The organism is Methylobacterium sp. OAE515, from assembly GCF_041806315.1.
Classification (GTDB): Bacteria; Pseudomonadota; Alphaproteobacteria; order Rhizobiales; family Beijerinckiaceae; genus Methylobacterium; species Methylobacterium tardum.
In genome coordinates this window covers 5,792,571-5,818,314 of the sequence record NZ_JBGMUV010000001.1, presented here as the reverse complement: position 1 = coordinate 5,818,314, position 25,744 = coordinate 5,792,571, and the positions used below count along the sequence as shown (strand labels likewise).

General features: G+C 71.2%; 23 protein-coding genes. 5 read left to right on the top strand and 18 right to left on the bottom strand.

What is annotated here, in order from left to right:
- Nucleotides 1–68 precede the first annotated feature (68 nt).
- From ABIE45_RS28425 to ABIE45_RS28410, 4 genes are read right to left on the bottom strand one after another with little or no spacing between them, the layout of a single operon-like run.
- Entirely contained in the window at nt 69–1,358 is a 1,290-nt protein-coding gene (locus ABIE45_RS28425) for an FAD-binding oxidoreductase (protein ID WP_192710912.1), read from the bottom strand.
- A gap of 8 nt (nt 1,359–1,366) precedes the next feature.
- Nucleotides 1,367–2,098 (bottom strand): amino acid ABC transporter ATP-binding protein, encoded by a 732-nt coding sequence (locus ABIE45_RS28420; protein WP_192710913.1) that lies wholly within the window; start codon nt 2,096–2,098, stop codon nt 1,367–1,369.
- Entirely contained in the window at nt 2,095–2,748 is a 654-nt protein-coding gene (locus ABIE45_RS28415; RefSeq protein WP_192710967.1) for an amino acid ABC transporter permease, read from the bottom strand. The genes ABIE45_RS28420 and ABIE45_RS28415 overlap by 4 nt, the downstream gene beginning before the upstream one ends.
- Before the next feature lie 5 nt (nt 2,749–2,753).
- A complete protein-coding gene (locus ABIE45_RS28410; RefSeq protein ID WP_192710914.1) occupies nt 2,754–3,527 on the bottom strand; it encodes an ABC transporter substrate-binding protein in 774 nt (257 codons plus the stop codon).
- Nucleotides 3,528–3,667: 140 nt separating this feature from the next.
- Between ABIE45_RS28410 and ABIE45_RS28405 the strand changes: the two genes are divergently transcribed.
- Nucleotides 3,668–4,291, top strand: coding sequence for a cupin domain-containing protein (locus tag ABIE45_RS28405; protein ID WP_192710915.1), 624 nt, complete (start codon nt 3,668–3,670; stop codon nt 4,289–4,291).
- Between the two features lie 83 nt (nt 4,292–4,374).
- Here the strand turns inward: ABIE45_RS28405 and ABIE45_RS28400 are convergent, their stop codons facing one another.
- From ABIE45_RS28400 to ABIE45_RS28370, 7 genes are all read right to left on the bottom strand, one after another.
- Entirely contained in the window at nt 4,375–5,532 is a 1,158-nt protein-coding gene (locus ABIE45_RS28400) for a M20 aminoacylase family protein (protein WP_192710916.1), read from the bottom strand.
- A gap of 78 nt (nt 5,533–5,610) precedes the next feature.
- Nucleotides 5,611–6,975 (bottom strand): DUF3100 domain-containing protein, encoded by a 1,365-nt coding sequence (locus tag ABIE45_RS28395; protein WP_192710917.1) that lies wholly within the window; start codon nt 6,973–6,975, stop codon nt 5,611–5,613.
- 353 nt (nt 6,976–7,328) lie between these two features.
- Nucleotides 7,329–8,867, bottom strand: coding sequence for an aldehyde dehydrogenase family protein (locus tag ABIE45_RS28390; RefSeq protein ID WP_192710918.1), 1,539 nt, complete (start codon nt 8,865–8,867; stop codon nt 7,329–7,331).
- A complete protein-coding gene (locus ABIE45_RS28385) occupies nt 8,867–9,751 on the bottom strand; it encodes an NAD(P)-dependent oxidoreductase (RefSeq protein WP_192710919.1) in 885 nt (294 codons plus the stop codon). Before ABIE45_RS28385 ends, ABIE45_RS28390 begins: the two co-directional genes overlap by 1 nt.
- 101 nt (nt 9,752–9,852) lie before the next feature.
- A complete protein-coding gene (locus ABIE45_RS28380; RefSeq protein WP_192710920.1) occupies nt 9,853–10,764 on the bottom strand; it encodes a LysR family transcriptional regulator in 912 nt (303 codons plus the stop codon).
- Nucleotides 10,761–11,762 carry an amidohydrolase family protein gene (locus ABIE45_RS28375; protein ID WP_373622759.1) on the bottom strand — a complete coding sequence of 334 codons (1,002 nt, stop codon included), beginning with the start codon at nt 11,760–11,762 and terminating at the stop codon, nt 10,761–10,763. Before ABIE45_RS28375 ends, ABIE45_RS28380 begins: the two co-directional genes overlap by 4 nt.
- Before the next feature lie 252 nt (nt 11,763–12,014).
- Entirely contained in the window at nt 12,015–12,464 is a 450-nt protein-coding gene (locus ABIE45_RS28370) for an Lrp/AsnC family transcriptional regulator (protein ID WP_192710968.1), read from the bottom strand.
- Nucleotides 12,465–12,624: 160 nt separating this feature from the next.
- Here ABIE45_RS28370 and alr point away from each other — a divergent pair, with 160 nt between their 5' ends.
- The gene (alr, locus tag ABIE45_RS28365) at nt 12,625–13,758 is read left to right on the top strand and encodes an alanine racemase (protein ID WP_192710922.1); all 1,134 of its coding nucleotides are present in this window, start codon (nt 12,625–12,627) and stop codon (nt 13,756–13,758) included.
- Nucleotides 13,759–13,766: 8 nt separating this feature from the next.
- Nucleotides 13,767–15,026, top strand: coding sequence for a D-amino acid dehydrogenase (locus ABIE45_RS28360; protein ID WP_192710923.1), 1,260 nt, complete (start codon nt 13,767–13,769; stop codon nt 15,024–15,026).
- Between the two features lie 491 nt (nt 15,027–15,517).
- Here the strand turns inward: ABIE45_RS28360 and ABIE45_RS28355 are convergent, their stop codons facing one another.
- The 6 genes from ABIE45_RS28355 to ABIE45_RS28330 form a co-directional block, all read right to left on the bottom strand.
- The gene (locus ABIE45_RS28355; RefSeq protein ID WP_192710924.1) at nt 15,518–16,186 is read right to left on the bottom strand and encodes a class I SAM-dependent methyltransferase; all 669 of its coding nucleotides are present in this window, start codon (nt 16,184–16,186) and stop codon (nt 15,518–15,520) included.
- A 65-nt stretch (nt 16,187–16,251) separates the two neighbouring features.
- Complete coding sequence (locus ABIE45_RS28350; protein ID WP_192710925.1) at nt 16,252–17,310, bottom strand: glycosyltransferase; 1,059 nt, start codon at nt 17,308–17,310, stop codon at nt 16,252–16,254.
- On the bottom strand, nt 17,307–18,230 hold the full coding sequence (locus ABIE45_RS28345) for a galactosyltransferase-related protein (protein WP_192710926.1): 924 nt from the start codon (nt 18,228–18,230) through the stop codon (nt 17,307–17,309). The genes ABIE45_RS28350 and ABIE45_RS28345 overlap by 4 nt, the downstream gene beginning before the upstream one ends.
- Before the next feature lie 41 nt (nt 18,231–18,271).
- Nucleotides 18,272–19,417 carry a glycosyltransferase gene (locus tag ABIE45_RS28340; protein ID WP_192710927.1) on the bottom strand — a complete coding sequence of 382 codons (1,146 nt, stop codon included), beginning with the start codon at nt 19,415–19,417 and terminating at the stop codon, nt 18,272–18,274.
- Nucleotides 19,418–19,439: 22 nt separating this feature from the next.
- Nucleotides 19,440–20,324 carry a galactosyltransferase-related protein gene (locus tag ABIE45_RS28335; RefSeq protein WP_192710928.1) on the bottom strand — a complete coding sequence of 295 codons (885 nt, stop codon included), beginning with the start codon at nt 20,322–20,324 and terminating at the stop codon, nt 19,440–19,442.
- Nucleotides 20,314–22,365 carry an HAD-IIB family hydrolase gene (locus tag ABIE45_RS28330; RefSeq protein WP_192710929.1) on the bottom strand — a complete coding sequence of 684 codons (2,052 nt, stop codon included), beginning with the start codon at nt 22,363–22,365 and terminating at the stop codon, nt 20,314–20,316. The genes ABIE45_RS28335 and ABIE45_RS28330 overlap by 11 nt, the downstream gene beginning before the upstream one ends.
- 93 nt (nt 22,366–22,458) lie before the next feature.
- Between ABIE45_RS28330 and ABIE45_RS28325 the strand changes: the two genes are divergently transcribed.
- Nucleotides 22,459–23,499: a glycosyltransferase family 4 protein gene (locus tag ABIE45_RS28325; protein ID WP_192710969.1), complete on the top strand. Its 1,041-nt coding sequence runs from the start codon at nt 22,459–22,461 to the stop codon at nt 23,497–23,499.
- Nucleotides 23,499–24,683, top strand: coding sequence for a glycosyltransferase family 4 protein (locus ABIE45_RS28320; RefSeq protein ID WP_192710930.1), 1,185 nt, complete (start codon nt 23,499–23,501; stop codon nt 24,681–24,683). Before ABIE45_RS28325 ends, ABIE45_RS28320 begins: the two co-directional genes overlap by 1 nt.
- A gap of 37 nt (nt 24,684–24,720) precedes the next feature.
- On the opposite strand, the gene ABIE45_RS28315 is transcribed toward ABIE45_RS28320, so the two are convergent.
- Nucleotides 24,721–25,704: a hypothetical protein gene (locus tag ABIE45_RS28315; protein ID WP_192710931.1), complete on the bottom strand. Its 984-nt coding sequence runs from the start codon at nt 25,702–25,704 to the stop codon at nt 24,721–24,723.
- Nucleotides 25,705–25,744 lie beyond the last annotated feature (40 nt).

Here is a 25,744-nt window from a genome sequence, read left to right as displayed (position 1 = left end):
TTGGTGGGATCCCAGAAGCGGACGTTGCCGCATCCCTGCCTGTCTAGCGCTTCTGAGATGTCTCTTCGTCAGCGAATACCGCCGTCGCTCAGGCGATACCAAGCGATGATTGCAGAGACGTACAGGCGGTGGAGCGTGTGAAGCGGCAGGGGCGTTATCGGCGTGGGTGACAGAGGTAGGCTGTCGGCATCGCCGGTCGCGATGTAGGCGGCGATCGCTTGGCCCATCGCCGACTGAAGACCTACGCCGCGGCCCTGGCAGCCGATGTCGATGAGCAGCCCAGGCGCCGGCTCGTGAAGATGGGGTAAATAATCCCGGGTGATCGCCACGCGGCCACACCAGCGGTGATCGAAAGCGATGCCGTCGAGCTGCGGAAAGAGCTTGCCGACGATCCGTTCCAGATGGACCCAGTCGTGCGGGCTGCGCGGCTCCCGGAAAGAGCCGCGGCCGCCCATCAGCAGCCGGCCCGTATGGTCGAGCCGGAAATAGAGCAACAGCTTGCGCGTGTCCGAGGAGACCTGCCCCTCGGGCAGGATCGAGCGCCGCAGGTTATCGGAGAGCGGTACCGTGGCGACTTGGAAGGAGTTGGCCGCGATCACCGTCCGGGCTAGGCCGGGCCAGAGCTTGCCGGTGTAGCCGTTAGTGCAGAGAACGACCCGCTCGGTTGCAAGGCGGGCTCCCTGCGCCGTGGTGACGGTCCAGCCCGATCCCGTCCGGGCGAGCTTGGTCACGGGTGACCCGCCGTGGATCGCGGCGCCGGCCTTGAGGGCGGCCCGGGCGAGGCCCCGGGCGTAGCTCAGCGGCTGGATCGCGCCGCCGCGACCATCGAGCCAGCCGCCGAGGTACCGGTCTGTGCCGAGCAGCCGGTCGGTCTCGTCCTTGTCGAGGACGCGGGCCGGGGCGCCGAGGTCCGCCCACTGTCTCGCCCGCCGCGCGACCTCCTCCAGTCCTGCCTCCGTGTGGGCGCCCTGGATCCAGCCCTCGCGCCGGTGCGGCACGTCCATCGCATGCCGATCAATCAGATCGAAAACCACGTCGGCGGTGCCGCCGGCGAAGCGGGCGAGCCGTTCGCCGCGCTCGCGCCCGAACCGCGCGACGAGATCGGCGGGATCGTACTTCAACCCCGGGATGACCTGACCACCGTTGCGCCCGGAGCCGCCGAAGCCGATCTCGCGCGCCTCCAGCACGACCGGCCGGATCCCCCGCTCGGCGAGATGCAGGGCGGTGGACAGGCCGCAGAAGCCGCCGCCGACGATCACCACGTCGGCCCGGCCGGATTCCGCGAGCGGCGGCGACTCCGGTGCGGGCGCCGCCGTGGTGGCCCAGAGCGAAGGGGCGAGCGGGAAGGGTTCGGCCACGACGTCACCTACAGCGGATGCAGCACGCGCTGCAGGAAATCCTGGGTCCGGGGGTTCTGCGGACGGTTCAGAACCTCGGCGGCCGGCCCCTGCTCGACGAGACGCCCTCCGTCGAGGAACAGGACCCGGTCGGCGACCTCCCGGGCGAAGCCGATCTCGTGGGTCACGACGATCATCGTCATGCCCTCGTCGGCGAGCCCCCGCATCACCTGCAGCACGTCGCCGACGAGCTCGGGGTCGAGCGCCGAAGTCGGCTCGTCGAACAGGATCGCGTCCGGCCGCATGGCGAGCGCCCGGGCGATGGCCACGCGCTGCTGCTGACCGCCGGAGAGCTGGTCCGGCCGGGCGTGTTCCTTCCCCGAGAGGCCGACCCGGGCGAGAAGCGCGCCAGCGCGCGCTTCCGCCTCGGCACGGGGCTCGCCCTTCACGTGGATCGGCCCTTCGACGACGTTCTCCAGGGCGGTGCGGTTGGCGAACAGGTTGAAGCGCTGGAACACCATGGCGACCCGGGCGCGGATCGCCTTGATGCTGCGCGCATCCCGATCGACCCGCTGACCACCGACGCGGATCTCGCCGCCGTCATAGGCTTCGAGACCGTTGATGCAGCGGAGCAGGGTCGACTTTCCGGAGCCCGACGGCCCGATGATGCAGACCACCTCGCCCTTGGCGACTTCAGCGGACACGCCTTTGATCACCTCCAGCGCGCCGTAATGCTTCCGGACATCCTCGAGGACGATCATCGGTGCCGACCCTTGGCCTCGAAATGCCGGACCAGGAGGATCAGCGGCAGGCTGAGCGCCAGGTACATGAGCGCCACCATCGTGTAGACGCTGGTGTTCTTGAAGGTGGAGGACGCGATGAGCTTGCCCTGGAGGGCGAGTTCCGCGACCGTGATGGTCGAGGCCTGGGACGAGTCCTTGAGCATCATGATCATGATGTTGCCGTAGGGCGGCAGCGCGATCCGGATCGCCTGCGGCAGGATCACCCGCCGCATGGTCATGCCCCAGCCCATACCGATCGACAGCGCGGCCTCGACCTGCCCGCGGTCGACCGCCTCGATGCCTGCGCGGAAGTTCTCGGCCTGATAAGCTGAATAGGCGATGCCGAGCCCGATGATCGCCGCCTGGACGGCCGTGAGCGACAGCCCGAAATCGGGCATCACGAAGTAGATGTAGAACAGCTGCACGATGATCGGGATGCCGCGCAGGATGTTGATCATCACCGCGCTGAAACCCGCCAGCACGGCAATGCCGGAGACCCGCAGCACCGCCCAGACCAGACCGAGCAGCGTCGAGACCACCAGCGAGGCCAGGGTGATCAGGACGGTGAGCTGCACGCCCTGGAGCAGGATCGGCAGGTAGTCCTGCGCGTCGGCGAGGAACTCGCGCACGGCGCTCAGGACCGGTCGGCCGAGGGCGGCAAGCCCCATTTGGTCAGGATCGCCTGGAGCGTCCCGTCCGCCTTGAGCTTGACCAGCGCCGCATCAATCTTCGCCAGGAGCGCCGCATCGGTCTTGCGGACGCTGAGGCCCACCGAGGCAACGACGGTGGGCTTGAAGGTTTCGACCAGCCGGACGCCGGGGAACGTCCCCTGCTTGACGTAGTAGGCAAGGATCGGCGCGTCGGCGAAGCCGGCCTTCAACCGGCCGGAATTCACGTCGCGGATGATGTCGGGGATCGTGTCGTAGATCTTCACTTCGCTGAAGAGACCGGACTTCTTCAGCGGCTCGACGAAGGCGGTGCCGACTTGGGCGCCCACGGTCTCGCCCTTCAAATCGGCGAAGGAAGTGTAGTCCTTGGTGTCGCCCTTCGGGACGATCAGGCCTTCACCGTAGCTGTAGACCGGCGCCGAGAAGGCCACGACCTCCTTGCGCTGAAGCGTGATGAACATCGCCGCGGAGATGATGTCGATTTTCGAGGCGGTGAGTGCCGGTATCAGCGTCGAGAACTGGAGCGGCTCAACCGCCACCGTGAAACCCGCCTCCTTGCCGACCGCGTTGACGAGGTCGACCATGACGCCCTGAATGGTGTTGGTCTTCGTGTCGAGGAACGTGAAGGGCAGCCCGGTGGGCGTTGCACCGACCTTCAACGGTTGGGCGGTGACCGCACCACAGAGGCATCCGACGAACAGCGCCGACGTCAGGCACAGTTTGGCCAACCGTCTTCTCATCTTGCCGCTCCCATGCAGTGATCGCAGCACGCGACGTTCGTCGGCGCCAGATTTCATCTTCGTGAAGAATACCGCATGTTTTCGGTATCGACGCAAGCGTCTTTCACGTGCATGAAAGTACGCGCGAAAGTCAGGCTGGTGTGACGGTGAGCATCCCCCGAGGCGAGACGATAAGTCCGGAACCGGTCGACCGTGCCGTGGGTCAGCGCCTGCGCAGCCTTCGGCGGGCGCGGGGGCTGTCGCTGGAGGCAGTTGCCTCCAGCACGGGCCTGTCGATCGGTTTCATCAGTCAGGTCGAACGGGGCCTGTCATCGCCCTCGCTCCGCGTGCTGGCCCTCCTCGCGGACACGCTGCAGATCGGGATCGGCGGCCTGTTCGAGCCCGGCCCGGAGGCGCCGGATCCGGATCCGATCGTGGTGTTCCGGAAGGATCGACCGGAACTGCAGCTCTGGCGGACCGGCATCACCAAGCAGTTGCTGACCCCGCCCGGGGGCACACAGGGCATGAGCCTGTTCCACATGGTGTTGAAGCCAGGCGCCAGCACGGGGGACGAGCTGTTCAGTCACGACGGCGAGGAAGCCGGTCTAGTCCTCGAAGGCCGCCTGACCCTGGTCGTCGAGGCGCGCACGCTCCAGCTGGCGGAAGGCGACAGCTTCCGCTTCGAGAGCCGTCGGCCGCATCGCTTCGGCAATCCCGGGACGAAAGACCGGACAATCGTGCTCTGGGTCAATGTGCTCGGGTCTTCTCAGGCCAATACACCGTAGCTCTCCCAGGTCGCGCGGGATCGAAACGTCGGGACCTTGCGGCACGCACCCGCGAAGGTCGATCGTGGCTTCCGGCGGATCAGCTACCGTGCGCCCAGCATGCGCGTACTGACGGCGGCCCAATAGGCTGCTCCGATCGACAGGGCCTCGTCGTTGAAATCGTAGGCCGGATTGTGAAGTGGAGGGCCGCGCTCGGCCCCATCCGTCCCGATCCACGCATAGGCGCCGGGGCAGGCTTCGAGCATGTAGGCGAAATCCTCGGATGCCATGGAGGGCACGACCTCGCCGTGGCGCGCGGAGAGCTCAGGAACGGTCCCGGCCGCCTCCAGGGCGACGCCGACGGCGTCGGCGGTGTTGACGGTGGCGGGGTATCCGAACCGGTAGGCCACCTCTGCGCGGGCGCCGTGCGTGCCGGCCGTCCCGCCGGCGATGGCCTCGACGAGCTCCGCGACCCGCTTGCGCACGGCCTCGTCCAGGCAGCGGACCGTGCCGCGGATGAAAGCGCGCTCGGGGATGACGTTGTAGGCGTCGCCGCCGTGGATCTGCGTGACGCTGAGCACGACCGGGTCCGTGGGCGCGATCCGGCGGCTCACGATGGTCTGCAGGGCGAGGACGATCTCGGAGGCGACCACCAGCGTGTCGGTGCCGCGTTCCGGCATGGCCGCGTGGGTGCCGAACCCGGCGACCGTGATCTCGAACGTGTCAAGGGAGGCCATGATGGCGCCGACCCGGGTCGCGAAGGTCCCCAGCGGCAGGCCCGGCCAGTTGTGCAGGCCGTAGACCGAGTCGCACGGGAACAGCCGGAACAGGCCGTCCTCGATCATGGCGCGCCCGCCGCCCTCGCACTCTTCCGCCGGCTGGAAGATTAAGTGCACCGTCCCGGACAGGTCGGTGCGCGACGCGAGGTGCCGCGCCGCGCCGAGCAGCATCGCCACGTGGCCGTCATGGCCGCAGGCATGCATCAGGCCGGGCGTCCGGGAGGCGTAACTCGCGCCCGTCGCCTCCTGGATTGGCAGGGCGTCCATGTCGGCCCGCAGGCCGACGGTCGGGCCGTCGCCCCGGCTCAGGGTCCCGACCACGCCGGTGCGCCCGAGCCCAGTCTTCACCGACAGGCCGCAGGCGGCCAGTTCCCGGGCGACCAGATCCGCCGTGCGGACCTCCTGGAAGGCCAGCTCGGGATGGGCGTGCAGGTCGCGCCGCCACGCGACCATCCGCTCCACGGTCTCCGCCTCGATGCGCATGCGACCTCACTCTGATGCCGGAGGCTGCCGGAGCGCCTCGATCCCCCGCCCGGACCCTACGCCGTTCGGCACGGCGGTTCACCCCAGTGGCGGGTGCATGAAGAATTGGGCGATGAGGACCGCGCCGAGGAACGTCCCGGCATTGGCCATGAATGAGACCACGACGATCCGCCAGCCGAGGCGGCGGAACGCGGGCACGTCCTCGGCGACCGAGAGCCCCGCGAAGGTCAGGATCGGCGTGGCCAGCGCCAGGAAGTTGAGCTTGCCGGTCAGGGCGGCAATCTCGGCGGCGTAGGGCGTGCCGGGATAGGCCAGCGCCATGCCGATGATCGAGACCCAGAGGACGGCTGGCAGGCGCCGGCCGAGGAGCAGGTAGAGGCCCCAGCCGGCGAGCACGGTGCCGATGATGATCGCCATCCCGGCGACGACCTGCGCGTCGGGCACGACGCCGTAGGTCAGCCAGTTGCCGATCAGCCCGTAGGCGCCGATCAGGATCCAGGCGAGCACGGTCTCGCCGAGGCCGATCCGCACTTCCTGATGGACCGGCGCGGCGCCCTGCGGCTCGGCGGTCGCCGCGCGGGCGGCGTTCGGCCGGTTGCGGCCGAGGATCGGCTCCAGCTTGCCGTAGGCCCAGATCGTGAAGGGAAGCGACAGGAACAGGGTGAAGTACGTGCCGATCGTGGTGGTGACGAGGTTGCTGGCCGCCGCGAAGGTGGCGACGTCCTTGGCGATTTCGGGCGTCTGCTGGGCCGCGATCGCCCCCGAGGCCGCGGCCATCATGCTGCCGGAGCCGACCCCGGCCCCCATCGCCAGCGCCAGCGGGTTGAAGATGCCGAGGCTGGTGATCAACCCGGCCAGCAGGGCGATGAACACCGCGCCGAACACCGTGCCGGTCAGGTACTCGGCCAGCACGCCGCGTCCCTCCGGCGAGTCCATGCCGTAGCGCTCGCCGATGATGGCGAGGCTGGGCTCGCGACCGACCGAGAAGGTCGCGCCGATCGCCTCGCGCTTGATGCCGAGCAGGAGCGCCACCGGCAGGCCGAACACCATCGTGCCGAAGAAGTGGCCGAATTCCTGGAAGGCCAGGGCCCAGCCCGAGGCGAGGATCTTCGGCAGCGACCCGCCGACGAGCAGGCCGAGCTTGGCGATGAAGATCAGGAGCGCCGGCTGCAGGTAGGCGCCGGCCGCGTTCTGCAGGGCGCCCGACAGCCGCAGCGGCGCGGGCAGGCGCGGGCTCATCAGCCCCAGCGCGCCGCCCAGCAGCAGGGCCCAGAGCAGCGGGAGCAGCACGGTCTTGCCGGCGCCCACCGGGATGCTGACGTTGCCGATCGCCTCCGCGATGACGACGATGACGAGGGCGAGCAGGAACAGCGTCAGCTTACCCCCGCCCGAGACGGGCGGCGCGACCGGCCGCGTGTTCGTCGCAAACAGTTCCCCCGCCATCGTCAGCCTCCTTGCCCCCCTCGGGGCCGCCTGTTGCTCCGCCTGCCGGCCCTGACCGCCGGTCTTGTCGTTGATCCACTTGGTCGGCCCGGCTCGCGGGGCGCACTCACCGGTCAGTTTCTGACCAGCCCTCCAACCCACTCCCTCATCCTGAGGCGCCGGAGCGCAGCGCAGGCCTCGAAGGAGCCCTTCATAGGCCGCAGCGATCCCTAGAATCCTCCTTCGAGGCCCGCTGACGCGGTCACCTCAGGATGAGGGTGTCGGGTTGGGATGAGGGTCGTCCACCGTAGTCAGCTGGACGCTTCCTCCGATGCCGTCCCTGGTCGATCGCCCGTTCTCGTCGCGAGCCCGGCCTAGCCCACGTAGCCGAAGGTCACGGCCGGCGCGGCGGCGGTCTCGACCCAGACGCTCTTGGTCTGCGTGTAGGCCATCAGCGCCTCGCGGCCCGAGGAGCGGCCGAAGCCCGAGCGGCCGAAGCCGCCGAACGGCGAGGCCACGTTGATGGTCTTGTAGCCGTTGACCCAGACGGTACCGGCCCGCAAAGCCGCCGCGACGCGGTGGCCGCGCCCGCCGTCGCCGGTCCAGACCGCGCCTGCGAGGCCGTAGGGCGTGCCGTTGGCGAGCGCGACCGCCTCGTCCTCGCCGTCGAACGGCAGGACCGTCAGGACTGGGCCGAACACCTCCTCCCGGGCGATCGCCGCGTCCGGCGCGACGCCGTCCACGATGGTCGGGCCGTAGTAGAAGCCCCCCGTGTCCCGCAGGGCGGCGGGGCAGGCCCCGCCCGCCGCGATCGTGGCGCCTGCCGCCGCGGCGGCCTCGACCATGGCGGCGATCTTGTCCCGCTGGCGCCTGTTGTTGATCGGGCCGATCTGCGTCGCGAGGTCGGTCGGCGCGCCGACCGGGATGCGCGCGGCGGCGCGCGACAGGCGCTCGACGAAGGACGCGTGGATCGAGCGGTGCACGAGGAGCCGGGAGCCCGCCACGCAGCTCTGGCCGGCGCCGCCGAAGATCGCGGCCTGCGCGCCGATCAGCGCCCGGTCGAGGTCGGCGTCGGCGAACACGATGTTGGCCGACTTGCCGCCGAGCTCCAGCACGCTCGGCACGATGGCGCGGGCCGCCGCGGCGGCGATCTGCGCGCCCGCCTCGGCCGAGCCGACGAACACGACGAGCCGGGTCTCGGGATGGGCGACCGCCGCGGCGCCGGTGGTCGGGCCGGCGCCCGCCAGCACCGAGACGAGGCCGCGCGGCATCCCCTCGGCCCGGTCGCAGAGCAGGCCCAGCGCCAGCGAGGTCAGGGGCGTCAGCTCGGAGGGCTTCAGCACCACGGCGTTGCCGGCGCAGATCGCCGGCGCGATCTGCCAGCCCGCCGTGAAGATCGGGGCGTTCCAGGGGGTGATCTGCACCACGGTGCCGAAGGGCTCGTGGCGGGTGTAGTTCAGATGCGAGGTCGGGACCGGGATGACATCGCCGTGCAGCTTGTCGCACCAGCCAGCGTAGTACTCGAACATCTCGGCGACCTTGGCGACCTCGCCGCGCGTGTCGCGGATCGGCTTGCCGGCCGAGAGGGTCTCCAGCTCGGCGAGCGCCGCGGCGTGCTGCCGGACCAGGCCGGCGACCGCCCATAGCGCGCGGCCGCGGGCGGCGGCGCTCATGCCCCACCACGCGCGCTGGGCGTCGCGGGCCGCCGCCATGGCGGCCTCGACGACCGACGGCCCGGCATCGGCGAAGGTCGCGAGCACGCCGCCGTCGGCGGGGTTGGTGAGATCGAGGGAGGCGCCAGTCCCGGCGAGGATCTCGCCGGCCACGACGCTGCCGATGCGGCCGCCCGGCAGCAGGTCGGCCAGGAGGGCGGCGACCCGGTCGGCGGCGGGCGCGTGGGACGTGCCGGACATCAGCGGGCTCCCTTGGGATCGCGGTAATCGGCCATGCGGGTGAAGTCGGCCGTGTCGGGGATGGCGGCCTGCGTCGCCTGCCAGATGCGCTTGACCTCGGCGGAGAGCGGCAGGTCGATGCCGCATTCGGCGGCGAGTTCGAGGGCGAGGCGCACGTCCTTGCGCATCAGGCCGGCCGAGAAGCCGCTGTCGAAGGTGCCGGACTGGACCCAGCGCGGGACCATGACCTCGCTGATCGCGCTGCGGCCGGTCGCGGTGTTCACGACCTTGACGGCCTCCTCGGCCGAGAGGCCCGCGGCCTCGGAGAGGCGCAGGGCCTCGCCGGTGGTCACCAGATGGGCCGCGACCAGCAGGTTGTTGACGAGCTTGACAATGTTGCCGGCGCCCGACGGCCCGACATGCGGCGCGCGGGCCGACATGGCCTCCAGGACCGGCCGGGCCAGCTCGTAATCCGCTGCGGCCCCGCCGATCATCATGGTCAGGGTACCCTCGGCGGCGCCGGAGGGGCCGCCGCTCACCGGAGCGTCGAGGAGCGCGTGACCGGCCGCGGCGAGGCGCTCCGCGAGGCGCCGGGTCGTGCCGGGATCCGAGGTCGAGGTGTCGATCACCACGACCTTCCGGTCGGTCCGGGACAGGAGGCCGCCCTCCGCGGTAACCACCGCTTCCACGTCCCGCGCCAGCGGCAGCGAGAACACCAGGGCGTCGGCCCGGCGGAGCACGTCGTTCAGGGCGTCGAGGACGGTCACGCCGGCCGCCTCGGCGGCGGGGCGCCGGCCCGCGTCGATGTCGTAGCCCAGGACCGCGAAGCCCTTGCGGGCCAGGGTCGCGGCCATGCCCAGACCCATATTGCCGAGCCCGACGACCCCTACCGTTGCGATGGTCATGCCGATCCGTCCTCACGAAGCGGCCCAATCGTTCCGGCAAACGAGCGTTGCGACAACAACCGATTTCTGCACATTTCGTGCGGAAATTCCGCACGCTAGTGTCAGGCCGGCGGCGGCCGGAACGCCACCATGTGGTCGGCCAGCCAGCCGAGCAGCCGCGCCGCGCCCTCGGGCAGCCGCCGCCCGGCCCGGATGACCAGATGGGCGCTCGCCTCCGACAGGATCGCGTCGCGCAGCGGCACCGCCGCCAGGAGGCCGTCGCGCAGCTCGGCCGCGACCACGAAGCGGGGCAGGAACGCGACGCCCATGGCGGCCATCACGAAGCGGCGATGAAGCTCGAAGGACGCCGTCTCCAGCCGCGGCACCAGCCGGAAGCCGCCGTCGGCCTCGACGCGGCCGATCAGCTGGCGCACCCCGTGGTCGGGCGGCAGAAGGGCGGCGGGCTCGGTGGCGAAGCTGCGCAGCGGGACCGGGGCCGCCCCGTCGGCGAGGGGATGCCCCATCGGCAGGACGGCGAGGAGCGGCTGCCGGGCGGAGACGATCCCGCGGACGTCCGGGTGCGCCGGCGGGTTGTAGACGAGGCCGATATCCGCGTCCCCCCGGGCGATCGCCGCGAGGATCCCGTCGGTCGTTCCGATCTCGACCTGATAGGCGATGCCCGGATGGTCCTGGGCGAAGCCGGCCAGGGCGTTGTCGAGGAGGTCGATCAGGAAGCCGGCGCCGCAGCGCAGGCTGACCGTGCCCCGCTGCACCCCGCGCAGGCGCTTCAGCTGGTCCTCCAGCAGCGCCGCCTCGTCGGCCTGCCGCTGCGCGTGCGCGGCGACGAGACGCCCGGCCTCGGTGGGGACCACGCCCCGGGGCAGGCGCTCGAGCAGGGTCTCGCCGACCTGCGCCTCCAGCTCGATGATCTGCCGGCTCACCGCCGAGGCGGCGACGTTCAGGACCTCGGCGGCAGCCCGGACCGAGCCCGCGCGCACGACGGCCAGCAGGTAGCGCAGCGCGCGGTCGTTCACGGCGGCGGGTCCCCGATGGCGCCGCGCCGGTCGACCGCGACGGCGCCCCGCGCCACGACCAGCACAGGCTCCTGGCGCTCCACGATCACCTGCGGCACGTCGCCGGCCGCGAAGGCGATCAGGTCGGCCCGCGCGCCGGGCGCCACCGTGCCCGGGCCGAGGTCCAGCACCCGCGCCGGGACGGCGGTGATCGGCGTCAGCAACGCCGCGAGGTCCGCGTCACTGCGCAGGTCGAACCGGTAGGCAGCGAGTTGGGCGCGGGCAATCATGCCGGTGACGGTGGTGGGGTTCCAGCAGTCGCGGACGTTGTCGGTGCCGAAGCAGACCGCGACGCCGAGCGCCCGCAGCCGCGGGATCGGCGGGCATCGGGCCCCGCCGGGCACGCTGCTGAGGATCGCGACGCCGGCCCGGTTCAGGGCCTCGGCGATCCGGCCGAGCTCCCGGTCGTCGGCCTCCGCCAGCGCGAAAGCGTGGCTGATCGTGACCTGCCCGCCGAGCCCGGCCGCCGCGGTCCGGGCCGCGATCGCCGCGATCGTGTCGAGGCCGGCCGCGCCGCCGTCGTGGAGATGGATGTCGATGCCCCTTCCGTGCCGCTCGGCCAGGGCGAAGACGATGTCCAGGTGACCGTCGCGGTTGCCGTCGATGCCGACGGGATCGAGTCCGCCGACGAGGTCCGCGCCCATCCGCAGGGCCGCGTCTAGGTCGTCGACGACCGGCGGGCAGCCCAGGATCCCGCTCTGCGGGAAGGCGACGATCTGGATCTGCAAGCGGTCGGCCCAGCGCGCCCGCAGGTCGAGGATCTGGGCGAGGTGGTCGAGCCGCGTCACGTCGTCGATGTCGACATGGGTCCGCAGGCTCGTCGTGCCGCCGCGGAGCATGCGTTCGAGCAGCGCCTCGGCGCCCTGCTCGGCGAGCGGGATCCGCGTGCCCCGGCGGAACGCCTTCTCGTCGTCGATGATCGCGCGGACGGACCCTCCCGCGCCGCGTGCGGGCGCCACGGGAGGCCGAGCAGGCACTTGTCGAGGTGGACGTGCCCGTCCGACAGGCCGGGCAGGACCAGGGCGCCGCCGAGATCGATCGTGCGGCCGGCGGGCGGGAGCGGCGCGCCGGGATCCCGCAGCGCCGCCACGCGGTCGCCCCGGATGTCGATCGTCGCCCGACTTCCCTCGGCGAGCCCGGCGTCGTGGAGGCGCAGGTCGCAGGGGGCGTCCCCGCGCGGTTCGGTGCTCGGCGTCATGGCGGGGCTTCCTTCAGAGCGGCCGGCCGGCGGCCACGACGGTCCGGATCGCGAAGCTCGATTGCAGCCGGGCGACCCCCGGCAGCCGCGACAGGACATCCTTGTGCAGCCGCTCGTAGTCGGCCGCGTCGATCACCTTGAGCTTCACGAGGTAATCGGCCGTCCCGGTCATCAGATAGCAATCCTGCACCTCGGGACAGCGCCGGACGGCCGCCTCGAACCGGTTGAGATAGTCCTCGGTCTGGCGATCCAGGGTGAACTGGGTGAGGACCACGAGCCCTGGCCCGTCGACCGCGCCGCCGATCAGCGCCGTGTAGCCCCGGATGACGCCGGATTCCTCCAGCAGCCGCACGCGGCGATGGCAGGCGGACGCCGACAGGCCGACCGCCGCGGCGAGATCCGCGTTGCTGATCCGGCCGTCGCCCCGCAGGGCCTGGATGATGCGGCGGTCGATCGCGTCCAGAACACAACTCGCAGGAATTTCGAATAGGCCGTGGAAACTTGCACGGCCGAGCTTGAAACTCAAATCTCTTCGCCAAAATCGACGCTTGTTCGACGATCCTTCGTGTAGCCTCCCGGCATCGCATCCGAGCGCCGTCCCGAGCGCCGTCCCAAGGGTCGCCATGAGCATGATCGATCGCGATCTCCGGCCCGATGCGGGCCCGGCCGGGACGGCCTCCACACTCCTCACGATCGATCTCGCGGCCATCGCGGAGAATTACCGCCTGCTCGCCGCCCGGGCGGGGAGCGCGACCTGCGCGGCCGTCGTGAAGGCGGACGCCTACGGCCTCGGCGCCGACCGGGTCGCGCCGGTCCTGGCCGCCGCGGGCTGCCGGCACTTTTTCGTCGCCCAGGTCGGCGAGGGCGTCGCCCTCCGGTCCATCCTCGGGCCGGGCGCGGCGATCGCCGTGCTCAACGGCGCCGCCCCGGGCAGCGAGGCGACTTGCGCGGACCATGACCTCGTACCCGTCCTCAACGACCTTTCCCAGCGCGACGGCTGGCAGGTCCTGGCCCGGCGGCGCGCGCGGCGCCTGCCCGCGATCCTCCAAGTCGACAGCGGCATGGCCCGCTTCGGCTTCGCGCCGGAGGAAGTCGGGGCGCTCCTCGACCGGCCGGACGCCCTCGCGGGCCTCGACCTGCGGCTGGTGATGAGCCACCTCGCCTGCGCGGGCGAGCCGGACAGCCCGGTCAACGCGGCGCAACTGTCCGTCTTCCGGGCCGTTCGGCAGCGCCTGCCGACGGTGCCGGCGAGCCTCGCGGCCTCGTCGGGGATCTTCCTCGGTCCGGACTTCCACTTCGACCTGGTGCGCCCCGGCGCCGCCCTCTACGGGATCGCCCCGCAGGAGGGCGCGGCGAACCCGATGCGGCCGGTGATCGGGCTGCGGGCGCGGGTGATGCAGACGCGCAGTGTCCCGGCGGGGACGCCGGTCGGCTATGGGCACACGGCCGCGATCGCCCGGGACAGCCGCCTCGCCACGGTCGCGATCGGCTACGCGGATGGGTTCTTCCGCAGCACGGCGGGCGGGGCGGCGTGGTTTGGCGGCGCCCGGCTGCCCGTGGTCGGGCGCGTCTCGATGGACAGCCTCGTCCTCGACGTCACCGACGTGGCGCCCGGCACCCTCGGGCCGGGGGCGCTCGTCGACATCATCGGGCCAGAGCGCGACGTCGACGCCGTTGCGTCCGCCGCCGGCACGATCGGCTACGAAGTCCTGACCAGCCTCGGCCACCGCTTCCACCGCATCTATCTCGGAGCCTGAGGCCCGCCATGCACGTCCTCATCCTCGGCGGCGGCGTCGTCGGCGTCACCTCGGCCTACTACCTCGCCCGGGCCGGCCATCAGGTCACCGTGCTGGAGCGCCAGCCGGGCTCCGGCCTGGAGACCAGCTTCGCCAATGCCGGGCAGGTCTCGCCCGGCTACTCGGCCCCCTGGGCGGCGCCCGGGATCCCCGTGAAGGCGCTCAAGTGGCTGATGATGCGGCACCGCTCCCTGGTGATGTGGCCGCGGCTCGAGCCCCGCCTCTACGCGTGGCTCACGCGCATGCTCGCGAACTGCACCGAGGAGGCCTACCAGCGGAACAAGGGCCGCATGGTCCGGCTCGCCGAGTACAGCCGCGACGCGCTGCGCGACCTGCGCACCGAGACCGGCATCGCCTACGACCACCGGGAGAAGGGCACGCTTCAGCTCTTCCGGACGCGCAAGCAGCTCGACCACGTCGGCGACGACACCCGCGTCCTCGACGCCTACGGCGTGCCCTACACGGTGCTGGACCCGGCCGGCTGCGTCAGTGCCGAGCCGGCGCTCGCCGACGTGCGTGACGTCTTCGTCGGCGGCCTGCGGCTGCCGGGCGACGAGACCGGCGACGCGCACCTGTTCACGCAGCGCCTCGCCGCGCTCTGCGAGGGCCTCGGCGTCACCTTCAGCTACCGCACAGCGATCGCGCGCCTGCACCACGCCGGGGACCGGGTGACGGCGGTCGAGACCGCCGACGGCGACCTCCTGCGGGCGGATGCCTACGTGGCGGCGCTGGGCAGCTACACGCCGGCCCTCCTGCGCCCCCTCGGGATCGCGCTGCCGGTCTACCCGGTGAAGGGCTACTCCCTGACGCTGCCGATCACCGACGCGGAGGCCGCGCCGGTCTCGACGGTGATGGACGAAACCTACAAGGTCGCGATCACCCGGCTCGGCGATCGGATCCGGGTCGGCGGCACCGCCGAGCTGGCCGGCTTCAGCAGCGCCCTGCGCAGGCCACGCCGCGAGACCCTCGCGCGCTCGGTGCAGGACCTGTTCCCCGCGGGCGGCGATCTCGACCGGGCTTCATTCTGGACCGGCCTGCGGCCGATGACGCCGGACGGCACCCCGATCGTCGGGGGCACGCGGGTCGGGAACCTGTTCACCAATACCGGCCACGGCACGCTGGGCTGGACGATGGCCTGCGGCTCGGGCCGCCTGCTCGCCGATCTCGTGTCCGGCCGGGCCCCCGAGGTCGCGAGCGACGATCTGGCCTTCGACCGCTACGCCGCGTGAGGCGACCTGCGCGATCAGTCAGACACTCAACGGGGCTATTTATCGAGAACGTCAGCAAACGCCCGCCGTCGCGTCGCGCTTCGACTGCCCGACGTTCAGGACAAATCGGGAATGGCTCGTCTGCCGTATCCGCGCCGCTGTCCTGGGGAACCGCCCGAGGCGGTAGATCCGAGATTTCGAAAGGTCCTCGAGAGCTGCGACAGCGACGTGCGGGTCGGTTTTGCGACGCACCATCGCCTTTGATCACACGGCCGCTTCACCATGCTGACAGCTCGAAGCGGACCGACTGCCTTCGGCCAAAATATGCCATGCCGGATCGCCAACCCGCGCAAAACCGGCCGTTCGGCTTTGCGCCCAATCCTGACGAAGAGGTCGTGCCGCCGACATCTCGAAAGCAGACATCAACTCTGGACTGGTTTCTCTGCCGCCAAGTCGAGGGAGGCCTACCGCAGACGGAGGCGCTGGCCTACAGGCAAAGCACTTGATTAACCCTAATCCGGCTTGATGAACTTGCACTTGCCCCGCAGTGACCACGGTCCCCGCGCCCCGGCCTCGGCGCAGAACGTATCGACCGCCCGGGTCACACCCGGGAAGCGGCCGCCCAGGCGGTCGTAATCGTCGGCGATCAGGAGGCCTCCAGGTCGCAGGACCGGCCACCAGGCGCGCAGGTCCGCCGCGACGGACGCCTCCTCGTGCCCGGCATCGAGATGAATGACATCGGCGGTCACGCCGCGCAGACGCAGAAGTTCCGCGGCATTCACCGAGTCGAGCGGTAACGGCACGATGTGGTCCGTCATGCCTTCGCGCAGCACATTGGCCAGGAAGGTTCGGTAGAGGCTCGGATAGCCATGCTCGGTGGCGAGTTCCGCGAAAAGCGTCTCGTCCGCCCAATGATCGACGGCTCCGAGCCACGTATCGACCGCGATCACGGTGCCGGCGACGTTGTGCTCGGCCATGGATCGCGCAAGAAAGAGCGCGCTGGCTCCCTTCCAAGTCCCAATTTCGACGACCACGCGTGGCCGGAACTCGATCACCGCCTCCTCGAGGTAGGGATGGATGCTGCGCCAGCCTTGAAGGTCGCCGGCGCGTAGGTCCGTCGGGGGATCCGCGAAGGGGTCGCGGCCGTGCCACAGGGCGGCGATCAGGTCCTGACGGGTCATGTCACTCTGACTTGAGGGTGTTGGAAGGGCGCAAGAGGGGCAGCCATGCGGGAAGAGCGGTGGGGTCACCCGACGGCGCAGGCCTGCGCGTAGAGCGCCTCGCATCGGTCGAGCCACCGTGCGCGGGTGAACAGGCGCAGGACACGCCCGCGCGGGACCGGCCGCGGGATCGCGATCGCCTCGCCGATAGCGCGGGCAAGACTCTCCTCGTCCCCGGGCGCAGCGAGGGATCCAGCTTCGCCAACGACCTCCGGGACGGCGCCCCGGGCGAAGCCGGCGACCGGCAGGCCACAGGCCATCGCCTCAATCGCCGCCAGCCCGAACGGCTCGTCCCAGCACGGGGTGGCCAGGAACACGGAGGCGCGGCCGACCTCCGCAGCCAGATCCGCGCCGCTGAGTTGACCGCCGTAGCGGATCGATCCTCCGAGCAACGGTGCGACCTGCCCCTCCCAATATCCGGGCTCCTCGATCGGGCCGAACAGGGTCAGCGGTAGCCCGGCCCGACGCGCCGCCGCGATCGCGTGATGCGCGCCTTTGACCGCTGTGAGGCGCGCGCACCAGACGGCGCTGCCGTCGCCGCGCGGTCGGTAGGGCCAGGCGGCAGGATCGATGCCGTTGTGGAGCACCGATGCCTCCGGGGGCACTCCGTCCGGCCACCACGCATCCAGCTGCGCCCGGGACGTCGCGGTGATCCGGTGTCCCGGGGCGGGGCTCGCCTGCACGAACCAGCGGAGGGCATCGTAGGGCGGCACGTGCAGCGACGTGACGGTCGGCGTCGCGGCGGTACGCCGCTTCTCCAGGGGCAATCGGCTCAGGCTGTTGTTGTGGAGCACGTCGAAGCCTCCGGCCGCGATCCGGTCGCAGGCGGCGGCGTAGCCGCCGTCGAGATGACTCTTCAGCCCCACATCGCCCCGGTGCTCCAGGCCGGCATGGCTCCGTTCGTGATGGACCGGGATCACAGGATCCAGGGCGAAGCGCGCGTCGCTGTCGCCGGAAGCGAACAGCGTGACCGCGTGGCCGCGGGCGGCGAGGCCGTCCGCGAGGCTCCAGGTGTAGGCCTCAAGGCCACCCGCGAAGGGCGGGGCGATCGGGTGGCGGAGATGAGCGAGGAGCGCGATCCTCACGCCGTCACCGGCGCGGGCTCGCCCGCCCGGGCCTCGATGGCACGGATCACCGAAGCTGAGTTGGTGTAGGGCTGGTGGCCCTGCTGGCCGGTCAGCGCAAGATCGGCGGCGTCGGGCCGGCGCAGGATGCGGATCGGCCGGTCGGGCGTGTCGTCGATCAGGCCCATCACCTTGAAGGCGTAGAGCCAGTGGCCCATCGTGCGGTAGCCCCACTTGGCCTCGAACAGCTCGGCGTTGCGCACCACGCTCTCGAGGTGATGGACCGGCGGCATGTGGTGCGGGTGGTACTGGTGATAGGCGCGCGCGCCCTTCATCCAGGCGATCGGGATGCCGCTCCGGTCGAGGAGCTTGCCGAAGTCGGTGTCCTCGCCGCCATAGCCGGTGTAGCGCTCGTCGAAGCCGCCGGTCGCCAGGAAGGTGGCCCGCCGGATCGCGAAGTTGAGCGACCAGAAGCAGCGGTAATCGTTACAGATCTCGATGCCGGAAGCCGGAGGGCCCCGGCGGTCGGAATGCTTCTCGGCCACGGACTCGAGCCCGTCGTAGTCCCAGGCGCCCGTCGTGGCGCGCTCGGGCAGGTGCAGCACCTCGCCCATCAGCAGCCCGTCGAGCTCGGAGAGTCCCCCCGCGTAATCGGCGACGAGTTCGGGCGCCGGGATGCAATCGACGTCGAGGAAGACCACAGCATCGCCGGATGCCGCCGCCACGCCGCAGTTGCGCGCGGCCGCCAGCGGCAGCTCACGGCCCGGAACGAGGATCTGGCGCACGGGGAAATCGACCGCGGGCAGGTCGTAGGGCGTGTCCTGCATCACCGCGACGATGAACTCGACGGGGGCCTGCGTCTGGCGCTCCAGGCCAAGGAGCACGTTGCGCAGATGGACCGGCCGGCCCTTCGCGAGGGTCACGACGGAGACGGTGGACATGCGGGGGGCGGGCTCCGGTCGACGCGGGGGGAGGGAGGCGTTCATTCGGCCGCGATGTCCTGAAGCGGGCTGGGTTCGACCCCGGCGGGTCCAAGGTCCCAGAGCGCGTCGGTCAGCTCTTCGAGCCAGCCGGCGGCGCGGGCGGCGGCTTCGGGGGCATAGAGGCCGCGCAGGGCGGTCCCATCCAGGGCGCGGGCTCGGGCGAGGAGGTCGCGCCAACCCTGGAGATCGCCGGGCCAGATGGGGGCTTGCACGGCGGCCCCGAGGCGGACCAGCGCCTCGGCCTTGCGGGTCTGCTCGGCGAAGTAGCGCCATTCCGGCATGACGATCAGGCGACCGCCGACGCGGGCCACTTCATGGACCGTATTGTCGCCCGCCGAGGCGATCACGATGTCGGCGGCGGCGAGGTAGTCCGTCACAGACGGCACCCAGCCGAGTTCGCGCAGATTGGAGAAATCGGTCTCGTGGCCCTCGCGATGGGTCGGCCCGAGCGTGAGCCACAGGGCATCGGGTTCGGCGCGGGCTGCGACCGTGAGCGGCGCATAGGGCGTGCCGCTGCCGCCGCCGCCGGTCACCGCCACGACGATCTCGCGCTGAGGGTCGAGGCCAAGCTTGGCGCGGGCCTCTGCGCGCTCCGGCACCCGGTCGACGCTGGTGCACAGGCCGCCACTGTAGAAGGTCTTGGCGCGCAGGTGCGCCGGGTACTCGTCTTGCTCCAAGCGCTCGTCGAAGGGGGCGAGCATCCCGACGCAGGCCTCGTAGGCACCGACATGGCCGATATCGGAACGGTCGCCGTGCATGCGGATCTGCACCGCCGGCACGCTGGCGATGCGCGCGAGCAGCGCGATCTCCGCCGAAACATCGACCACGAACAGGCCGATTCCGCGCTCGTCGAGATGGTCGAGAATAGCCCGCATGGTCCGGCGCATCGCGTCGAGACCCAGGGGGACGCAGTGCATCACCTGGGGCGTCGGCTCGGCGTAGAGGCGCGCCGTCGGCACGGCGGCGCCGATCATGTTGGGCAGCGCCACGATCTCGATGTCGCGGCCGAAGCCGTCGAACAGGTGCGGATCGGCGGTCAGCACCGAGACGGCCCGGTCACGGGCAAACTCGGCGGCTACAGCCATCGTGCGGTTGGCATGGCCGCGGCCCTGGTGATGAACGAAGAACGCGATCGGCTTCTTCATGGCGGTGGGGTCGGGCTCGATCTCAAGAGAACAGGGCGTCGGGCCGCAGGGCCGCGGCGATCTCGGGTCCGGTCGGCCGGCGGATCAGGCGGATCGCGGGTGCGTCGGCGTCCCAGTCGATCAGCCCGGCCTCGCGGAACTGGCCGAGCCAGTAGGTCATGCACCAGCGCCCGTGTCGTGCCCGGAAGCGCGTCGCGTTGGCGAGGATCGGCGCGAAATGCTGCAGCGGCGGGACGTGGACCGGGTGGTGTTGGTGATAGGCGCGGGCGCCCGCGACCCAGAAGGTTGGCAGCCCGGAGGCGGCGAGCCGGGCGGCAAGGTCCGTCTCCTCACCGCCATAGCCCACGAAGGCCTCGTCCATGCCGCCGGCTGCGCCCCAAGCCGCGGCCGGCAGGGCGAAGGACAGGCCCCAGAGCTGGCCGGCATCCGGCTCCGGCCGCAGGCCGGTTTCGGGCAGGGCGGGCCGGGCGGGATGGGCCCGGCCGAGGCGGTCCAGCACCGTCGGCTCGGAGTCGCCGGCGCCCGCCCCCGGCGGAAGGTAGAAAACCTCGCCGAGGAACAGCCCCCGCACCGTGGCGCCGGCCCGCGCATAGGCGACCGTCAGAGTCGGCGACGGGATGCAATCCACGTCGAGGAAGATGAGGAGTTCAGCGCGCGCTGCCTCGGCGGCCCGGTTGCGCGCGGCGGCCAGCGGCATCGGCTCGCCCGGCACGTGGAGGTGCCGAACCGGGCAGCCCGGATCGGGCAGGTCCGGCGCACGCTCCGACTGCATCCAGGCGATGACGAGTTCGCGCGGGGGCAGCGTCTGGCGGGCGAGACCCTGCATCAGGTTGCGCAGGCGGTCGGTCCGGCCGCGGACCAGGGTCAGGACGCTGGGAGCCGGCCCACCCCCGTGCTCAGCCGACATCGGCGAGCATCCGGCGGAAGTGCGAGACCCCTTCGATGATGCCCCGGGCGTGGGTCCGGCGGGACACGTAGGAGTGCTTCAGGGCGGCATGGCTTGCGAGGTCGTCAGAATAGTTCGCCACGATGATCGCCTGCACCCGGGCGCCCAGCATCTCGATGTCGTTGCCGGAATCGCCGGCCACGAACACGGCGTGCTCCGGCAGGTCGTACAGGGCCCGGACGTGGTCGACGGCAGTACCCTTCGAGGCCGCCTCGGGCAGGACGTCGAGATACCGTCCATGACTGTGGATCACACGCGCGGCGATACCGGCCTCTGCCAAGCGCGCGCGGACGCGCCGTTCGGCCGCGGTATCACCGAAATAGCTCAGCTTCAGGACCCGCTGCTCCAGAGGACCCTGGGGGATCAGCCCGTCGAGCCCGTCGAGCGCCGCCCGCACGGCGGGCCGATCCCAGCCGGGCGCGATAATCTGGCGCCACGCGGCGTCCGCCGTGTAGGTCACGCCGTTGGCGTCGAGGTGGTAGATTTCGGACCCCACCGAGGTGATCATCACCTGCGGCCGGGGGCTGTCCTGTTGCTCCAGCACAGCTATCGCGCTGTGGAAGGACCGGCCGGTTGCGACGCCGAAGGCCAGCCCCGCCTGCCGGCTGCGCCACCGGCGGAAGATCCCCATGGCTGCATCGCAGCCGACCAGTGTGTTGTCGATGTCGCAGACGAGCAGTTGCCGGGGTGTTTGGGTGGACGGCTCCGCGGCCAGCAGCGCGCGCAGCAGGACGTGATAGCGCGCGGCGTGCCGGTCCCAATCGTAGGCCGCAGCCGCCCGGGCGCCGCCAGCAACGCAGCGTGCGTAGAGGGCTGGATCGCCCAGGATCCGCAGGCACGCTTCCGCGATCGCCCCGTGGGCGCGTGGATCGACCAAGAGCCCGTTGCCGCAGGTCTCGACGATGTCGTTGGGGCCGCCGCTGTCGGTGGCGACCAGCGGCAGGCCGGCGGCCGAAGCCTCCAGCAGCGTCAGGCCGAAGGGCTCGTTGAGGGCCGGGTTGACGAACAGGCCGCCCCGGGCCCGAGCATGGGCGTAGATCGCCGGCACGTCCTCCGGACGGTGCGTCTTCGGGTAGGCGACGCGCCCGTAGAGGTCGTAGCGATCGATCAGGACGAGGAGGTCGCGCATGGTCGTGGCCATGTCGCCGTCGAGGGTATCGATGTCGTCGCGAGTCCCGGCGACGATCACGAGATTGGCGCGGGCCTGGAGCGCACGACTCTCGCCGTAGGCGCGCACCAGCGCCGCGAGATTCTTGCGCGCCACCGGCCGGGCGAGTGCCAGGATCGCCGGCTTGTCCGGATCGTTCAGGAAGCGGTCGATCGCGGCGTCGACCCGGGGATGCGGCTTGGCCGCGGCGAAGCGCGCGAGGTCGCTTCCCGGCGGTAGGACGCGGACGCGCCCGGGATCGTAGGCCGCATAGCCGGCGTACTGCACCTCGGCCTCGTCCCGCGAGGAGGCGATCACGAGCTGGGCCCGCGCCAGCGCCTCCTCCTCGGCGGCGATTCGGCGCGCGAGATCGGGCTGGACGGGGATCGCGCCCAGCATCGTCGCCTTCACGCGTCCGAGGGAATGGGCCGTGAACAGGAAAGGGATGCCAAGGCGATCCTCCACCAGGGCGGCCACCGTCGCCGCGTCCACGTAATGCGCGTGAATGAGATCCGGCGGCCGGTCCTGGGCGGCGATCCAGCCGATGAGATTTTCGGCGAAGGACGCGACCTCGGCGTGCATCGCCTCCTTGGCGCGGTAGTCCGGGGACGCGCTCGCGAGCCGCACGAGCGTGACCTTGTCGGCGATCGGCTCTTCGGGCACGGCGTAGGCGGCGCCGAGGGAGCCGCGAAACAGACGGGTCGCCACCACGATCCGAGTGAGATCGCGGTCCTGCACCGAGGCTGAAACCAGATCGAGCAGGTAGCGGATATGGCCGCCGGTGTCGGCGGTGAGCCCGTAGATGACGCCGTCGCCGCGCAGGCAGCCCTGCAGGGCGATATGCAGGACGAACATCAGGCGTACGCTGCGGCTCTCGAGCGGCCCTGGATATTTAACTTATGTAAAGCGATTGCCGCGCCCCGGCTTAACATATGTAAAGAGGTTGCCGTGCTTCGCGTCGCGCAGGTCGCTCCGAACATATTTCCCGTTCCCCCAGGCCATCACGGCGGCACCGAGCGGGTTGTGCACGATCTCAGCACGGCGCTACGAAGCTTGGGCGTGGAACTAACATTGTTTGCTTCTTCGGACAGTGCGACAGACTTGCCGCGCGTCGGCGACTATCCGAGCCTCGCGGCTCTGGAACGGCAATACGGGCGCGTCGCACCCGGGGTACCGGCCGCCCTGGACGCCCTGCAGCTGGAGGCCCTTCGCCGGCGGCTGGACGCGTTCGACATCGTTCATTGCCATGGCGAATTCGCGCATGCGGCTCTCCTGGGCGCGCGTCGCCCGCACAGCCTGACCACCATCCACTGGCGGGTGGACGAACTCGACCGGGCGCTTTTCTTTCAGGGCTTCCCCGACCTTCCCGTGGCGGCGATTTCGGCCGCGCAGGCGGCTGGTGTTCCGGCTGCGAACCGGGCCGGCATCGTGCATCACGGCATCGACCGAACGCGCTACGAGTTGTGCGCCGTGCCCGACGACCATGTGGCCTTCGTAGGTCGCATGACCGACCAGAAGCGGCCCGACGTGGCGATCCGCGTCGCCCGCGCCGCCGGCCTGCCGATCCGGCTCGGCGGCACGATCGATGTCGGCAACCCGGATTATTTCGACCGCTGCGTACGCCCCCTGCTGAGCGCCGACGCGACCTATCTCGGACCCGTGGACGACCATCAGAAGGGCGAGCTTCTGGGCGGCGCCCGGGCGCTCCTCTTCCCGATCGACTGGCCCGAGCCCTTCGGACTCGTGATGATTGAGGCGATGGCCTGCGGGACCCCCGTGGTCGCCTGGGACCGCGGCTCGGTTCCCGAGATCGTCGAGGACGGGGTCACGGGCTTCATCGTCTCCAGCGAGGCCGAGGCGGTCGTAGCCCTCGCCCGGATCGGGCAGCTCGACCGCGCAACAGTCCGCCGCCGATTCGAGGAACGGTTCACCGCCGAGCGCATGGCGCGGGATTACCTGGCCCTCTACCAGCGCCTGCTCGCCGCCTGATGCGCACAGCCCTTTTGACCTGGGACTACCCACCATCCCCGAGCGGCCTGTCGACCGCGGCCCGGGAGATCGCCGAGAGCCTTGCGGAGGCCGGCGCAGAGGTGACGGTCTTCACCCTCGACCGGACCGGACATGAACGGACGGGCGGCGTCGCGGTATCGGGCCTCGCCTTGACGCCCGGAAGTCCCCTGGCGCGCCTGCGCCTCTGGGGCTCGGCCGGTCATCTCGCCGCGCCGCTCGCCTTCCGGCTCGCCGTCCTCGCCGCCCACGACGAGGCGCCGTTCGACGTCGTCGAGGCGACGAACTGGTACGCGCCGGCCGCGTTGCTGGCCGGCCGTCGAGACCTCCCGCTGGTGACCCGCAGCTCGACGCCGGCCGCCTTCACACGCGACCCGGCCGCCAGCTTGCGGAACCGCCTCGATGGCTGGATGGCCGACGGCCTAGAGCGCCGACAGGCCGCGGGAAGCGCCGGGCTCATCGCCAACACCGCGGCGCACGGGGCGGTGATCGCTCCGGCCTATGGGCTGACCGGACGGCAGCCCGAAGCGGTGATCGGTCTCAGCCTTCCCCCCGAAGTCGACGCTGCCGCTCGCGGCGCCGCCTATCCCCAGGCGGCGGAACCGGTCCGCCTGCTCTTCGTCGGGCGGGCGGAGGCGCGGAAAGGGTTCGGCGCCCTTCTCGACGCAGCCGTGATCCTCGGTGCCGAGCATGCGCAGGGCGCGCTGCCCGCCTTTCGGCTCGACCTCGTCGGGGTCCCGCCGGACGATCTCCCGGCCGATCTGCCCGAGGCTGCGCGGCGGCACATACAGGCTAGGGGTCGGATCGACGGCCTATCGCTGTCAGAGGCCTATGCCGAGGCCCATGCGGTGCTCGCGCCCTCGCGCTACGAGAGCTTCGGACTCGTCTACCAGGAGGCGCTCGCCTACGGCCGACCGGTCGTGGCCTGCGCCGAGGATGCGAGCGCCCGCGCCTTCGTCGGCGCGCCCGGCGCCGGTCCCTTGGCCTCGGCAGCGACCGGACCGGCCCTCGCCGATGCCCTGCGCCCGCTCCTCACCGATCCGGACCTGCGCCGCGCCTATCGCGCCCGCGCCCTGGCGGCGGCCGGGCGCTTCAGCCGGGCGAGCCTCGGGCGCGAGACCCTGGCGCTCTACGAACGGGCGATCGCGGCGGCGCGCGGCGGCTAATCGTGCAGCCGCCGCGGATCCGGCCTGCTCCGACCCGTCAGTCTGTGTAGGGACGCAGCAGCGCGGCCTCCTCCTCCAGACGTCCGCGACCGGGATCGAGCGCCTCGTAGCGTCGCGAACGTGCCCGCACATGGGCCGAACTGAGGCGGTGCTCGATCCAACCGTGCAGGGCGATGAGACTCCCCGGCCAGCCGCCGTCGAGAACAGGGCGCTCGTGGACGCGACCGGCGTACAGCAGACTGGTGCGATTCAACCGATACTGGACATCCGGGAAGACGTCCGAGAGGACACCGTCGACCCGGTTCGCCCGGGCGAGGCCAACGGAGACCACGCCTTCCGCCTCGGCGAGGGCCGCCAAGGGGGGCAGCAAGCGGCCGGTCGCCGGCTCGAGGGACTCGTCGGCGTCGAGCTGCAGCATCCAGCCGTGGCGGGCGAAGCCCTGGAGGGCATTGCGCTGCGCGGCGAAATCCCCGTTCAGGGGTCGGCCGGCCACGCGCACCGCCCCCGCGGCGAAGCCCGCGACCATGACCGACTCCGCCGCCCGCGCCGGCCCGTCGATCAGGATCACGACGTCGTCCGTCCAGTCAGCCTGCACCGGCAGCGAGGCCAGGACCGCGTCCCGGTCCGCCGGACGGCAGATGAGGCCAAGGGACACCGGGCGTCCGTCGGCGGCTTCAAGGGCGAACAGCTCAGCTTCGGCCGCCCGGGTACCGTGGGGGTGCCGGAGTTCCGCGCGGCCGGCCTCGTCGCGGGGACAGGCGCCGAGCCGCCGAAGGGTCGCGGCGCTACGCAGGGTGTAGAGGTCGAGGCCGTAGGGCGCTTCCCGGTCCGGCGCGAAGACCGGACCGGCGAGGCTTCGGGCCAGATGCGCGCGGCACGCCTCCGTATCCCCATTCTCCACGAGCAGGACCCCGCAAGCGTTGCAGGCCAGCGGGAAGGCGCGGCGCTCACCATCCGGATAGGACAGGGTCCGGTCACTCGGCCCGATCGTGGCGGCCGCACAGACGAAACACCGCCGCATGATCCCCTCTCCCGCGCCCGTGATCAGGCAGGGGAGGCCT

Excerpts from the sequence above, each read along its gene's own strand:
- ABIE45_RS28395 (WP_192710917.1), bottom strand. The coding sequence starts at position 6,975 with ATGGCGGGGGAACTGTTTGCGACGAACACGCGGCCGGTCGCGCCGCCC.
- ABIE45_RS28400 (WP_192710916.1), bottom strand. The coding sequence starts at position 5,532 with ATGCGCATCGAGGCGGAGACCGTGGAGCGGATGGTCGCGTGGCGGCGC.
- ABIE45_RS28420 (WP_192710913.1), bottom strand. The coding sequence starts at position 2,098 with ATGATCGTCCTCGAGGATGTCCGGAAGCATTACGGCGCGCTGGAGGTG.
- ABIE45_RS28345 (WP_192710926.1), bottom strand. The coding sequence starts at position 18,230 with ATGTCCACCGTCTCCGTCGTGACCCTCGCGAAGGGCCGGCCGGTCCAT.
- ABIE45_RS28335 (WP_192710928.1), bottom strand. The coding sequence starts at position 20,324 with ATGTCGGCTGAGCACGGGGGTGGGCCGGCTCCCAGCGTCCTGACCCTG.
- ABIE45_RS28330 (WP_192710929.1), bottom strand. The coding sequence starts at position 22,365 with ATGTTCGTCCTGCATATCGCCCTGCAGGGCTGCCTGCGCGGCGACGGC.
- ABIE45_RS28320 (WP_192710930.1), top strand. The coding sequence starts at position 23,499 with ATGCGCACAGCCCTTTTGACCTGGGACTACCCACCATCCCCGAGCGGC.
- ABIE45_RS28410 (WP_192710914.1), bottom strand. The coding sequence starts at position 3,527 with ATGAGAAGACGGTTGGCCAAACTGTGCCTGACGTCGGCGCTGTTCGTC.
- ABIE45_RS28355 (WP_192710924.1), bottom strand. The coding sequence starts at position 16,186 with ATGACCCGTCAGGACCTGATCGCCGCCCTGTGGCACGGCCGCGACCCC.
- ABIE45_RS28315 (WP_192710931.1), bottom strand. The coding sequence starts at position 25,704 with ATGCGGCGGTGTTTCGTCTGTGCGGCCGCCACGATCGGGCCGAGTGAC.
- ABIE45_RS28360 (WP_192710923.1), top strand. The coding sequence starts at position 13,767 with ATGCACGTCCTCATCCTCGGCGGCGGCGTCGTCGGCGTCACCTCGGCC.
- ABIE45_RS28385 (WP_192710919.1), bottom strand. The coding sequence starts at position 9,751 with ATGACCATCGCAACGGTAGGGGTCGTCGGGCTCGGCAATATGGGTCTG.
- ABIE45_RS28390 (WP_192710918.1), bottom strand. The coding sequence starts at position 8,867 with ATGTCCGGCACGTCCCACGCGCCCGCCGCCGACCGGGTCGCCGCCCTC.
- ABIE45_RS28340 (WP_192710927.1), bottom strand. The coding sequence starts at position 19,417 with ATGAAGAAGCCGATCGCGTTCTTCGTTCATCACCAGGGCCGCGGCCAT.
- alr (WP_192710922.1), top strand. The coding sequence starts at position 12,625 with ATGAGCATGATCGATCGCGATCTCCGGCCCGATGCGGGCCCGGCCGGG.